The sequence below is a fragment of the Streptomyces sp. KLMMK genome (assembly GCF_036961605.1).
Lineage (GTDB): Bacteria > Actinomycetota > Actinomycetes > Streptomycetales > Streptomycetaceae > Streptomyces > Streptomyces telluris.
This window is the reverse complement of the sequence record NZ_JBAMDC010000198.1, coordinates 1-12,279: the sequence shown is the minus strand read 5'-3', so window position 1 is coordinate 12,279 and position 12,279 is coordinate 1. Positions and strand designations below refer to the sequence as shown.

Below are 12,279 nucleotides of genomic sequence, written 5' to 3'. Positions count from 1 at the left end.
TGTGGGCGTCCATGGCGATGGCGGGACCCGCGCCCGCCCCGCCGTCGGTCCACTCCACGGGGACGACGGCCTCGGCGCCGGCCGGCAGCGGGGCGCCGGTCATGATCCGGGCGGCCTCGCCGGGGCCCACCGTCACGGACGCGCCGCCGCTGCCCGCCGCGATGTCGCCGACGACGGCGAGGACCGCGGGGAACTCCTCCGTCGCGCCCTCGACGTCGGCCGTGCGGACCGCATAGCCGTCCATGGAGCTGTTGTCGAAGGGCGGGAGGGCGGCGGGGACGGTGACGTCCTCGACCAGGACGCAGCCCTGGGCGTCCGGCAGCTGCAGCTCGATCGGCTCCAGGGGCCGGATCTTCCCCAGGACGTCGGCGAGGTGCTCCTCCACCGTCCACAGGCGGTCCGGGTCGTCCGTCGCGGCGGGGACGGGGTCGGTGGCCGTGTCGGCGGCGGTACTGCTCAAGGTGCTACATCTCCTCGGTGACGTAACGGCGGAGCCAGGCGCGGAAGTCCGGTCCTAGATCCTCACGCTCGCAGGCCAGTCTGACAATGGCGCGCAGGTAGTCCCCGCGGTCACCCGTGTCGTAGCGGCGGCCCTTGAAGATCACGCCGTGCACGGGCCCGCCGAGGCCGGGCTCGGCCGCGAGGGCCTGCAGGGCGTCGGTGAGCTGGATCTCGCCGCCGCGGCCGGGCGGGGTCTCGCGCAGCACGTCGAAGACGGCCGGGTCGAGGACGTAGCGGCCGATCACCGCGTAGTTGCTGGGCGCCTCGGAGGGGTCCGGCTTCTCGACCAGGCCCGTGACCTGCACCACACCGTCGGTGTCGGTGGGCTTCACGGCCGCACAGCCGTACATCCCGACCTGGGCGGGGTCGACCTCCATCAGGGCGATCACGCTGCCGCCGTGCTTGCGCTGGATCGCGACCATGTGGGACAGCAGCGGGTCCCGGATGTCGATGAGGTCGTCGCCGAGGAGGACGGCGAAGGGCTCGTTGCCGACGTGCGGGGCGGCGCACAGGACGGCGTGGCCCAGGCCCCGGGGGTCGCCCTGGCGGACGTAGTGCATGGTCGCCAGGTCGCTGGACTCCTGCACGCGCGCGAGCCGGGACTCGTCCCCCTTGCGGCGCAGCGCCTCTTCCAGCTCGTAGTTCCGGTCGAAGTGGTCCTCGAGCGGGCGCTTGTTACGCCCTGTGATCATGAGGACGTCCGAGAGACCGGCGAGGACGGCCTCCTCCACCACGTACTGAATCGCCGGCTTGTCCACGACAGGCAGCATTTCCTTGGGCGTGGCCTTGGTGGCAGGCAGAAATCGGGTGCCGAGACCGGCTGCCGGGATGACAGCCTTGCTGATCCGAGGACGCGAGTGAGTCATGGGCCGAACACTATCCGTTGAAATTGTGCGGAGGACGAGGCTCCACCGAGTATGCCCCCAGGCAAGGAGTTTGTACGCACAGTGATCAAGTACGACGGTAGCAAGGCAGGGTTGCGGCGCGGTCTCCTGGCGGTGAGATCCGGGTTGACCTCGGATGACGTGGCGGAAGCGGGGGCCGCGCTGGCCCGCCGGGCCCTTGATCTCCCCGAGCTCGCGGAGGCCGGAACGGTCGCCGCGTACGTCTCCGTGGGGCGCGAACCGGGCACCCGCGCGCTCCTTGAAGCGCTCCGCCGCCGGGGGGTACGGGTGCTGCTCCCGGTCCTCCTGGAGGACAACGACCTCGACTGGGCCGTCTACGAGGGCCCGGACCGTCTCGTCCGGGCCGGGCGCGGCCTCCTGGAACCGGACGGGCCCCGGCTGGGGCCGGAGGCCGTGACGGCTGCGGACGCGGTGCTGCTGCCGGGGCTGGCGGTGGACGGGCGGGGGATGCGGCTGGGGCGCGGCGGGGGGTCCTACGACCGGGTCCTGGCCCGGCTGGAGCGGGCGGGGGCGGCTCCGTCGCGGGTCGTCCTGCTGTACGACAGCGAGGTGATCCCCGAGGTTCCGGCGGAGCCGCACGACGGCCCTGTGGACGCGGTGGTCACCCCCGCCGGCCTGCGGCGCTTCTCTTCCCCACCCCGCCCCTTCCCGTAACCGGGGGCTCCGCCCCCGGGCCCCCGGACACGCCAGGACGGGCCGACTTTCGCTGAAGCCCAGCAAAAATCAGCCCGTCCGGCGTTTGAGGACCGGGGTCCGGGGCGGAGCCCCGGGAACCCTACGGCTTGAGGGTCAGCTCGGCGTCCGTCCCCTTCTTCACCGCGTCCGCGGAGAACGCCCACGGCAGGAGCTCGCCCTTGGCCCACTTGTCCGTCTGGTCGTAGTAGTGCGCGTTGTACGCGTGACCGGACGCGCCCGTGAGGTTGATCCACCGGGACTTGTCGAGGTCGGCGAGGTTGACGACCATCCGCATGGACGGGACCCAGATCACGTCGTAGCCGCCGGCCGCGTTCCAGCCGGCCGCGTTGACCGCGGCCTCGCCGCCGGCGAGGTTCCACGGGCCGCGGTTGAGCATCCAGCGGACGATGCCGGGGCCCTCCTTGCCGAGGGTCTGGTTCTTCAGGTTCAGCTGGTGGAGGCGGCCCCAGCTCCAGGAGTTGACGTCCTTGCCGAGCTTGGAGGTCAGCTCCCAGCGGGCGTCCTTCATGGCGCGGGCGAGCAGCTCGTCGCGGTTGCCGGCGCCGGCGCGGCCGCCGGTCTTCCACCAGTCGTCGTTCGGCTTGTCGAGGATGCCGCGGACGACCTCGAACCAGCGGTCGCCGCCGTCGGGCTGCGCCGAGTCGGGCTCGCGCTCGCCGCACTCGCGGACCAGGCGGGTGTTGCCGTCGAGGTCCTCCTGGGGGCCGGCGTCGTTGGCCGGGCGGACCCGCAGGCACTGGCCCTTGACGCGCAGCTCCTTGGGGAGCTTGTTGCCGAAGGCGAGCTTGAGGGTGTTGCGCCAGACGGCGTTGAAGTAGGCGGCGGCGGCCGAGTCGGCCTCCTGGGTGTAGTCCCAGCCTTGGAGGAGCTTCTGGGCCTCGCGGACGTACTTCGTCTCGCGCTCGTTCTCGGCCTTGATGTCGATCTTCAGCAGGTAGGGCGTCAGCAGCTTGGCGATCTCGCTGCTGTTATCCATCTGCATCTTCTGCATGTCATCGGTCGAGATCTTGCCGCCGTCCTTGATCTTCGACTGGATGAGGTCGTTGATCCGCTGGCTGCGGGCGCCGTAGCCCCAGTCGCCGGTGAGGGCGTAGGGGTACTTCTTGTCGGTGACGGCCTGGTTGGCGGTGACGATGTAGCCGCGCTTGGGGTTGAGCTCCCACGGCAGCTCGCCCGGCTTGAGGAAGCCGGTCCACTGGTAGGCGGGGTCCCAGCCGGGCGCGGGCATGCGGCCGTCGCCCTTGCGGACGGGGATGCGGCCCGGGGCCTGGTAGCCGATGTTGCCCTTGGTGTCGGCGTAGATCAGGTTCTGCGAGGGGACCTCGAAGCCGGCCGCGGCCTTGCGGAACGACGCGAAGTCGGTGGCGCGGTTGAGGTCCATGAGGGCGTCCATCGTCCGGCCGGCGTCGAGCGCGGTCCAGCGCAGCGCGACGGCGTAGCCCTCGGCGCGGTCGGGCGCCGGGTCCTTGACGGGGGCGTCCTGGCCGACCTTGCCGAGCTCGCTGTTGCGGTCGGAGACGACGGGGCCGTTCCGGGTGGAGCGGACGGTGATGGTGCGGTCGCTGCCGCCGGCCACCTTGATGGTCTCCTTGCGGGTGGCGAAGGGGACCTGCTTGTTGTCGTAGAGGTAGCTGCCGGAGGTGACCTTCTCCAGGTAGAGGTCGGTCACGTCCGCGCCGAGGTTGGTCATGCCCCAGGCGATGTCCTGGTTATGGCCGATGACCACGCCGGGCATGCCGGCGAAGGTGTAGCCGGCCACGTCGAACGGGCAGGCCGCGGACGTCTTGGTGCAGTGCAGGCCCATCTGGTACCAGAGCGAGGGCAGCTGCGGGGCGAGGTGCGGGTCGTTGGCGAGCAGCGGCTTGCCGGTCGTCGTGTACTGGCCGGAGACGACCCACGAGTTGGAGCCGATGCCGTTGCCGGACGGGCCGAGCAGCGCCGGGATCTTGTCCAGGGTGCCGGACAGGGCGGTCAGGCCGGAGCGCAGTCCGCCGGCCGCGCCGGCGCCGCCGCCGGTGGCCGGGGTGCCGTTGTTGTTCTGGGTGCCGGGGGTGCCATTCGCGCCCGGCGTGCCCGCCGTGCCCGTACCGCCGGGCTGTCCGTTGCGGCCGTTCTGACCGGTCTGCCCCGTCTGGCCCGGCTGTCCGGTCTGACCCTCCGCCGGCGTGGCCTTCGGGTCGAACTCCTTGGTGGCTGGGTCGACGGCGCCGCCCTCGACGACCGGCTTGTTCCGGCCGTACGGGTACGCCGGGTACAGCTGCTCGATCTGCTGGGGGCTCAGCCGCGTCGAGGCGAGGGAGCGGTCGATCTCGCTCTGCAGGTTGCCGCGCAGGTCCCAGGCCATGGCCTTGAGCCAGGCGACCGAGTCGACCGGGGTCCACTTCTCCGGCTTGTAGTCGTTCTCGAACTCCAGGGCCGCGTACTCGACGGAGAGCGACTTGCCCTGATGGTCCTTGAGGTAGGCGTTGACGCCGTCGGAGTACGCCTGGAGGTACTTCTTGGTGGTCGCCGACAGCTTGGTGTCGTACTCCTCCTGCGCGACCTTGCGCCAGCCCATGGTGCGGATGAAGGCGTCGGTCTCGACCTGGCCGTCACCGAACATCTCGGACAGGCGGCCCGCCGTCAGATGGCGCCGGACGTCCATCTCCCAGAACCGGTCCTGCGCCTGGACGAAGCCCTGGGCGCGGAAGAGGTCCTCGGCGCTGTCCGCGTAGATCTGCGGAATGCCGTGGTCGTCACGCGCGACCTTCACCTGCCCGCCCAGACCCTTGAGCTGCAGGGTGCCGCTGGTCTCCGGGAAGGAGGCGCGCACGGTGCTGACGCTCCAGTACGCGCCGAAGCCGATGCCCGCGACGAGCAGCAGCACGACGGTGATCACGAGCAGGCGGGCACGTCGCCCCTTCTTTTTCTTGCCGGAAGGGCCGGTCTTGTTGGCGGGCATCGCTGTCCTTAGAGGGGCAGGGTGGTCCTGGAGTGCTGGAAGCAACCATAGGCGCAGGGCGGTGAGCGCCCGGACGCGGATGCCGGACCGTGCAGTGAGATCGGTCCCTCCCGGCACCCTCGCGAGGCGGGCAGGCGTCAAGAACCCGTAAAATATTAGATGAGGAAATGAAGTTCCCCTCGGCCGGAGGAACGTTCCGGCCGTCGTCCGTGGCAAGACACTCGTCGCAAGACGCTCGTGAAGGGACCGGCCCCTGACTGTCCACCACCTCAACGAACTCCTGCTGATCTGCTCCCTCGTGCTGCTCGTCGCGGTGGCGGCGGTGCGCATCTCTTCGCGCAGCGGGCTGCCGAGCCTGCTCATCTACCTCGGCATCGGGGTAGCCATCGGCCAGGACGGCATCGGCGTCTCCTTCAACGACGTGGGCCTGACCCAGGTGATCGGCTACGCCGCCCTGGTCGTCATCCTCGCCGAGGGCGGTCTCGGCACGAAGTGGCACGAAATCAAACCGGCACTGCCCGCGGCCGCCGTGCTCTCGACCTTCGGCGTCGCGGTGAGCGTCGGGCTGACCGCCGCGGCCGCGCACTACCTGGCGGGCGTCGACTGGCGGCAGGCCCTGATCATCGGTGCGGTGGTGTCCTCGACGGACGCGGCGGCCGTCTTCTCCGTCCTGCGCAACGTGCCCCTGCCGTCCCGGCTCACCGGTGTCCTGGAGGCCGAGTCCGGCTTCAACGACGCCCCCGTCGTCATCCTCGTCGTCGCCTTCTCGGCGGCCGGCCCCGTCGAGCACTGGTACCTGCTGCTCGGGAAGATCGCCCTGGAGCTGGCGATCGGCGCCGCCGTCGGCATCGCCTTCGGCATGCTCGGCGCGTACGGCCTGCGGCACGTGGCGCTGCCCGCCTCCGGCCTCTACCCCATCGCCGTGATGGCCATCGCCACCGCCGCCTACGCGGGCGGCGCCCTCGCGCACGGGTCCGGCTTCCTTGCCGTCTACCTCGCGGCGCTGATCCTCGGCAACGCCAAACTGCCGCACTGGCCGGCCACCCGGGGCTTCGCCGAGGGGCTCGGCTGGATCGCCCAGATCGGCATGTTCGTCCTGCTCGGCCTGCTGGTCACCCCGCACGAGCTGGGCGACGACATCATCCCCGCGCTGGTCGTGGGCCTGGTCCTGACCATGGTCGCGCGGCCGGTGTCCGTCTTCCTGAGCACGGCGCCCTTCCGGACCCCCTGGCAGGAGAAGGTCCTGCTGTCCTGGGCCGGGCTGCGCGGGGCCGTGCCCATCGTCCTGGCCACCATCCCGATGGTGGCCGGGGTGGAGGACAGCCGCACGATCTTCAACATCGTCTTCGTGCTGGTGATCGTCTACACCCTGGTCCAGGGCCCGACGCTGCCCTGGCTGGCGCGCCGCCTGCGCCTCGGCGAGAACGAGCCGGAGGACCTCGGCATCGAGTCGGCGCCGCTGGAGCGGCTGCGCGGCCACCTGCTGTCCGTCGCCATCCCCGAGGGCTCGCGGATGCACGGCGTGGAGGTCTCCGAGCTGCGGCTGCCGCCCGGCGCCGCGGTCACCCTGGTCGTCCGGGACGGCAAGAGCTTCGTGCCCCAGCCCGCGACCGTGCTGCGCCGCCTCGACGAGCTGCTCGTCGTGGCCACCGACCCGGTGCGCGACGCGACCGAGAAACGGCTGCGGGCGGTCGGCGAGGGCGGCAAGCTGGCGGGCTGGCTGGGCGCGACGGGCAACCCCCGGGAGGCGTCCGCGGACCCCTCTGTGACGAAGGCCATAGGCATATCCAAGGGTCCCCGTATGATAAAGAGGAAGTAATCATTCACTCCCGCTCCCAGCGGGAGTTTTCCCTAGATACACACCGAACCAACTCTGCCTGATGCAGGGCTGGCGCGACCGCACGGCGGCCGCGGTCGCACGAGGCGGCCGGAAGGCATCTACCACGGTCCTGCGCGAGAGGACAGCTCTCGGCGCGCTCCGTGGCGGCTTGCCGTCCGGTGGCGCGCTACCAGGCGGCGGAAAGGCCTGGGCCGTGGCATCCACGGTCAACGAACGGCCCGGATACGGGCAGCTCCTGCGCACCCCCGGTGCGTGGACGTTCCTGCTGCCGGGCTTCCTGGCCCGGCAGCCGTTCGCCATGCTGACCATCGGCATCCTGCTGCTGGTCAACGACACCACCGGCTCGTACGGCACCGCGGGCACCGTCTCGGCGACGGCGGGCGTGGCCATGGCCCTGTTCGCTCCGCAGGGCGGCAAGCTCGCGGACCGCTTCGGGCAGGCCGCGGTTCTGATCCCCGGCGTCGTCGTGCACGCCGCGGCGATCTCGCTGCTGACGGTGCTCGCGCTGTCGGACGCGCCCCTGTGGGCGCTGCTCGCGGCGGCCGTTCCGGCCGGTGCGTCGACCCCGCAGATCGGCCCGATGGTGCGGGCGCGCTGGGCGAGCAAGCTCGACGGCTCGCCGCTGATGTCCACGGCGGCGGCCTTCGAGTCCGTCACCGACGAGTTCACCTTCGTGATCGGCCCGGTGCTGGCCACGGCGCTGTGCACCGGCGTCCACCCGGCCGCCGGTCTGGTCGCGGAGGCCGTGCTCACCCTGGCCGGCGGTCTGCTGTTCGCCTCGCAGCGGCGCACGCAGCCGCAGCCGAGCCGCGCGGCGGCCGGCGCCGCCGAGGCCGGCAAGCGCGTGTCCGCGCTGTCCGTGCCGGGCGTGCGGGTGCTGGCGATCGTCATGCTGGGCATCGGCACCGTCTTCGGCGGCATGCAGGTGTCGATGACCGCCTTCACCAAGGAGATGGGCGACCCGGGCCTGAACGGTCTGATGTACGGCGCCTTCGCGGCCGGAAACATGATCGCGGGCATCGCCTGCGGCGTCATCGCCTGGAAGACGAGCCCGCAGCGCCGCCTGCTGCTGGCCTACCCGCTGCTGGTGCTGGCCACGACCCCGCTGTGGGCCGCGCACCACATGGTCCTGCTCGGCGCCCTCGGCATGCTGGTGGGTCTGTGCATCGCCCCCTCGCTGATCACCGGCTACACGCTGGTGGAGAAGCTGGTCCCGGCGGGCGCCCGCACCGAGGCGTTCACCTGGCTGACCGGCGCCGTCGGCCTCGGCCAGGCGGCCGGCGCGACCGTGGGCGGGCGGCTGATCGACGCCCACGACGCGAGCGCCGGTTTCCTGGTGCCGCTGGGCGGTACGGCGGTCGCGCTGCTGGTCCTGCTGCTCCTGCGGAAGGCGCTGACCCCGCGCTCGGAGTCGGTGGTCGCGGCACGTGGGGTCGGTCACCGTGAGCCCGTCCCGGTGGACTGACGGACAGGAATACTGCAGTATGGATCGTCGTTAGCACTCAACGAGTGAGAGTGCCAGGAGGAGCAAGTGCCGACTTACCAGTACCAGTGCACCGAGTGCGGCGAGGGCCTCGAGGCGGTGCAGAAGTTCACCGATGACGCCTTGACCGAGTGCCCCGGCTGCCAGGGGCGCCTGAAGAAGGTCTTCTCCGCGGTCGGCATCGTCTTCAAGGGCTCCGGCTTCTACCGGAACGACAGCCGCGGCTCGTCGTCCAGCAGCTCGCCCGCGAAGCCCTCGACGACCTCGGCCACGACCTCGTCGTCCGCCTCGAAGAGCTCGGACACGAAGTCCCCGGCCTCCTCGGCGTCCTCGTCGACCAAGGCCGCCACCGGCACGTCGGCCGCCTGACCGGTCGCAGTTCTTCCCGCAGAGCCCTTCGCCTCCCCGCAGGAGGCGAAGGGCTCTGTGGCATGCCCTGACGCGCCGTTAGGGTGATCCTCATGGTCGACATGCACAGTGCGCGTGCGGATATAGGCGTCATCGGCGGGTCCGGTTTCTACTCCTTCCTGGAGGATGTGACCGAGGTCACGGTCATGACGCCGTACGGGTCGCCGAGCGACTCCCTCTTCGTCGGCGAGCTCGCCGGGCGGAAGGTCGCCTTCCTCCCCCGCCACGGCCGCGGCCACCACCTGCCGCCCCACCGCATCAACTACCGGGCCAACCTGTGGGCCCTGCGCTCGCTCGGCGTGCGGCAGGTCCTCGCCCCGTGCGCGGTCGGCGGTCTGCATCCGCAGTACGGACCGGGCACGCTGGTCGTCCCCGACCAGCTCGTGGACCGCACGAAGGCACGCGCGCAGAGCTACTTCGACGGCGAGATGCTGCCCGACGGCCGGGTGCCCAACGTCGTCCACACCTCCTTCGCCGACCCCTACTGCCCCACCGGGCGCGCAGTGGCGGTCGCGGTGGCGCGCGGGCACGGCTGGGAGCCGGTGGTGGACGGCGGCACGATGGTCGTCATAGAGGGGCCGCGCTTCTCCACCCGGGCCGAGTCGCGCTGGCACGCCGCCCAGGGCTGGACGGTCGTCGGCATGACCGGGCACCCCGAGGCCGTGCTCGCCCGCGAGCTGGAGCTCTGCTACACCTCGATGGCACTGGTCACGGACCTGGACGCGGGCGCCGAGACGGGTCAGGGCGTCTCGCACGACGAGGTCATGCGGGTCTTCGGGGAGAACGTGGGACGGCTGCGCGAGGTGCTCTTCGCGGCAGTCACGGCCCTGCCGGAGACCAAGGAGCGCAACTGCCTGTGCGCGGACGTGCACCGGGGCTGGGACCTGGGTATCGAACTGCCTTGATATCCCAAGCCCCGGCCCGGTATGGAATCCTTCACTCCGGAACATCCGGGGCATCCGGGGTATCCGGGGTATCCGGGTAGAAACAACGGCAGGAAGAAAGGCTCAGCAGTGACGACCAAGACCGGGGTCCTCGGCGGATTCAAGGCGTTCCTCATGCGGGGCAACGTCATAGACCTCGCCGTCGCCGTCGTCATCGGCGCAGCGTTCACGAACATCGTGAACTCGGTGGTCAAGGGCGTGATCAACCCGGTGGTGGGGGCCTTCGGCACGAAGGACCTCGATCACTACGCGTCCTGCCTGAAGGGCCCCTGCGTCAAGAACGCGGCCGGCGAGGTCACCAAGGGCGTCTTCATCCAGTGGGGCTCGGTGCTCAGCGCGACCCTCACGTTCCTGATCACGGCCGCGGTCGTCTACTTCCTGATGCTGCTGCCGATGAAGCGCTGGCAGGACCGCCAGGCGGCCCGTACGCCCGCGGCGCCGGCCAAGGAGACCGAGCTGGAGCTGCTCAAGCAGATCCGCGACGCGCTCGTGGAGCAGCGGCGCGAGCCGGGCTCGGAGACGGTGCCGGCGCAGAGGTAGCCGCCGGCGGGGCCCGCGTCCTCAGATGTGGTGCGGCGGCTTCTCGTCCAGGAAGCGGGCCAGGTCCGCGGCGGAGCCGCCGCCGGCCGGCCGCTCGCCCCAGCCGCGGTCGGTGTCGTCCGAGGACTGCTGCGACAGCGGGTCGTCGAAGATCAGGGCGGCGGCTGCGGGGTTGCGCGGCCGCGGCGCGGGCGCCGGAGCGGCTCCGGCAGTGGCCTCGGGGCCGGTCTCGGGGGCGGTGTCACTCATATCCCCAGGGTACGGGGCGGGGGACGCCGCCCGCCGCGCCCGCGGCGGGCACGCTTCCTCCGCAGCGACGGCGGGAAACCACGGCGCAGCGGACCGGCGGTGCCGAGCCCCCTACTCCGTACGTCCCCCTACTCCGTACGTACGGTCCCGCCGCGCGAGCGGAACCGCAGCCGGTGAGAATCGCCCCATGAGCGAGGACGCGCCCCGCCCCCTGCCGGACGGCGGACCGCCGCACTCCCCCGTACTGCGCCGGATGGCGGGCCGCGGGCGCGAGGAGGAGCACCGGGCGGCCACGCCACTGGAGCTCTTCTTCGACCTGTGCTTCGTCGTGGCGGTGGCCGTCGCGGGGCGGGAGCTCGTGCACGCGCTGGCCGAGGGGCACGCGGCGCACGGCGTGCTCGGCTACCTGATGATGTTCTTCACCATCTGGTGGGCGTGGATGAACTTCACCTGGTTCGCGTCCGCGTACGACACGGACGACGTCCTGTACCGGGTGGTGACGCTGGTCCAGATCGCCGGGGTGCTGATCCTGTCGGCGGGTATCCCGCGGGCGTTCGACGACAACAACTTCGCGGTGGTGTGGTTCGGCTACCTGGTGATGCGGCTGGCGCTGGTCTCGCAGTGGCTGCGGGCCGCGTTCTCCACGACGGGTGCGGAGCGGCGGACGGCGCTGAAGTACGCGGCCGGGGTGTGCCTGTGCCAGGTGGGCTGGCTGGGGCTGCTGTTCCTGCCGGACCGCGTCAAGCCGTGGGTGTTCCTGGTGATGGCCCTCCTGGAGATGGCGGTCCCGACCCTCGCCGAGATGACGCGGGAGACGGCCTGGCACCCGCACCACATCGCCGAGCGGTACGGCCTGTTCACCATCATCGTGCTGGGCGAGACGGTCTCGGCGGCCACGGTCGCCGTGCAGTCGGCGCTGGAGGAGAGCGAGGCGCTCGACGAGCTGCTGCCGATGGCGGCGGGCGGCCTGCTGCTGATCTTCGCCGCGTTCTGGATCTACTTCGCCGTCCCCATCCACCTGCACCTGGCCTCCAACCGGCAGGCGTTCCTGTGGGGCTACGGCCACTACCTCGTCTTCGGGGCGGCGGCCGCGATCGGGGCGGGCATCGAGGTGGCGATCGAGCAGGCCGTCGGCAAGGCGCACGTCTCCACGTTCGCGGCGTCGAGCACGGTGACGGTCCCCGGGGCGCTGTTCCTGTTCTCGGTCTGGCTGGTCCACTCCCGCCACTACAAGCGGGGCCCGGCCCAGCAGTTGGTGCTCCCGGTGTCCGCACTGGCCGTCCTGGCCTGCACGTTCGCGGGCGGCAACGCGGTGCTGCTGGCAGGGCTGGTGGCGTCGGCGACGGTGGTGACGGGAGTCTGGTTGTCCACAAGGAACCCGCCGCTCGCCCAGGCGTGATACGCATGGCTGTATGACGAACGCACCCGCCCCCGGGGCCATGGACGCGCTCACCGACGTCCCCGGCATCCGTGTGGGACACGCGAACCGTACCGGCCCCGGCGCGCTCACCGGCACCACCGTCGTCCTCACCGCGGAAGGCGGCGCCGTGGCCGCCGTGGACGTCCGCGGCGGCGGCCCCGGCACCCGCGAGACCGACGCCCTCGACCCGCGCAACCTCGTCCAGCGCGTGGAGGCCGTCGTCCTCACCGGCGGCAGCGCCTTCGGGCTGGACGCCGCGTCCGGAGTGATGGCCTGGCTGGAGGACTCCGGCCGCGGCTTCCGGGTCGGCCCCGACCCCGCGCAGGTCGTCCCGGTCGTCCCCGCCGCCGCC

General features: G+C 71.4%; 11 protein-coding genes and 1 pseudogene. 8 read left to right on the top strand and 4 right to left on the bottom strand.

The features are described 5' to 3' along the window. Both V7793_RS24030 and galU read right to left on the bottom strand, forming a co-directional pair. Window positions 1-394, bottom strand: a pseudogene (locus tag V7793_RS24030) (gephyrin-like molybdotransferase Glp); the annotation flags it as partial. A 70-nt stretch (window positions 395-464) separates the two neighbouring features. Then, entirely contained in the window at window positions 465-1,367 is a 903-nt protein-coding gene (gene galU, locus V7793_RS24025) for a UTP--glucose-1-phosphate uridylyltransferase GalU (RefSeq protein ID WP_058046690.1), read from the bottom strand. Between the two features lie 51 nt (window positions 1,368-1,418). Between galU and V7793_RS24020 the strand changes: the two genes are divergently transcribed. Continuing rightward, window positions 1,419-2,060, top strand: coding sequence for a 5-formyltetrahydrofolate cyclo-ligase (locus tag V7793_RS24020; protein WP_336009783.1), 642 nt, complete (start codon window positions 1,419-1,421; stop codon window positions 2,058-2,060). Between the two features lie 121 nt (window positions 2,061-2,181). Here V7793_RS24020 and V7793_RS24015 read toward each other — a convergent pair whose 3' ends face one another. Continuing rightward, a complete protein-coding gene (locus tag V7793_RS24015; protein WP_336009781.1) occupies window positions 2,182-5,043 on the bottom strand; it encodes a penicillin acylase family protein in 2,862 nt (953 codons plus the stop codon). A gap of 298 nt (window positions 5,044-5,341) precedes the next feature. Between V7793_RS24015 and V7793_RS24010 the strand changes: the two genes are divergently transcribed. From V7793_RS24010 to mscL, 5 genes are all read left to right on the top strand, one after another. Next, on the top strand, window positions 5,342-6,862 hold the full coding sequence (locus V7793_RS24010) for a potassium/proton antiporter (protein ID WP_443057980.1): 1,521 nt from the start codon (window positions 5,342-5,344) through the stop codon (window positions 6,860-6,862). Window positions 6,863-7,076: 214 nt separating this feature from the next. Then, the gene (locus tag V7793_RS24005; protein WP_336009780.1) at window positions 7,077-8,348 is read left to right on the top strand and encodes an MFS transporter; all 1,272 of its coding nucleotides are present in this window, start codon (window positions 7,077-7,079) and stop codon (window positions 8,346-8,348) included. A gap of 66 nt (window positions 8,349-8,414) precedes the next feature. Then, window positions 8,415-8,735 carry an FmdB family zinc ribbon protein gene (locus V7793_RS24000; protein WP_336009779.1) on the top strand — a complete coding sequence of 107 codons (321 nt, stop codon included), beginning with the start codon at window positions 8,415-8,417 and terminating at the stop codon, window positions 8,733-8,735. A gap of 92 nt (window positions 8,736-8,827) precedes the next feature. Further along, window positions 8,828-9,679 carry an S-methyl-5'-thioadenosine phosphorylase gene (locus V7793_RS23995; RefSeq protein ID WP_336009777.1) on the top strand — a complete coding sequence of 284 codons (852 nt, stop codon included), beginning with the start codon at window positions 8,828-8,830 and terminating at the stop codon, window positions 9,677-9,679. Window positions 9,680-9,787: 108 nt separating this feature from the next. Continuing rightward, window positions 9,788-10,258, top strand: coding sequence for a large conductance mechanosensitive channel protein MscL (gene mscL, locus V7793_RS23990; RefSeq protein WP_336009775.1), 471 nt, complete (start codon window positions 9,788-9,790; stop codon window positions 10,256-10,258). A gap of 21 nt (window positions 10,259-10,279) precedes the next feature. Here the strand turns inward: mscL and V7793_RS23985 are convergent, their stop codons facing one another. Beyond that, entirely contained in the window at window positions 10,280-10,507 is a 228-nt protein-coding gene (locus V7793_RS23985; RefSeq protein ID WP_336009774.1) for a hypothetical protein, read from the bottom strand. Between the two features lie 187 nt (window positions 10,508-10,694). On the opposite strand from V7793_RS23985, the gene V7793_RS23980 reads away from it, so the two are divergent. Then, window positions 10,695-11,906, top strand: coding sequence for a low temperature requirement protein A (locus tag V7793_RS23980; RefSeq protein WP_336009772.1), 1,212 nt, complete (start codon window positions 10,695-10,697; stop codon window positions 11,904-11,906). 13 nt (window positions 11,907-11,919) lie between these two features. Next, on the top strand, window positions 11,920-12,279 hold a 360-nt coding region (locus tag V7793_RS23975), incomplete at its 3' end, for a P1 family peptidase (RefSeq protein ID WP_336009771.1).

Bases quoted from the DNA above. Each gene is read 5' to 3' on its own strand.
- V7793_RS23980 (WP_336009772.1), top strand. From the start codon at position 10,695: ATGAGCGAGGACGCGCCCCGCCCCCTGCCGGACGGCGGACCGCCGCAC.
- V7793_RS23985 (WP_336009774.1), bottom strand. From the start codon at position 10,507: ATGAGTGACACCGCCCCCGAGACCGGCCCCGAGGCCACTGCCGGAGCC.
- galU (WP_058046690.1), bottom strand. From the start codon at position 1,367: ATGACTCACTCGCGTCCTCGGATCAGCAAGGCTGTCATCCCGGCAGCC.
- V7793_RS24015 (WP_336009781.1), bottom strand. From the start codon at position 5,043: ATGCCCGCCAACAAGACCGGCCCTTCCGGCAAGAAAAAGAAGGGGCGA.
- V7793_RS24020 (WP_336009783.1), top strand. From the start codon at position 1,419: ATGCCCCCAGGCAAGGAGTTTGTACGCACAGTGATCAAGTACGACGGT.
- V7793_RS23995 (WP_336009777.1), top strand. From the start codon at position 8,828: ATGGTCGACATGCACAGTGCGCGTGCGGATATAGGCGTCATCGGCGGG.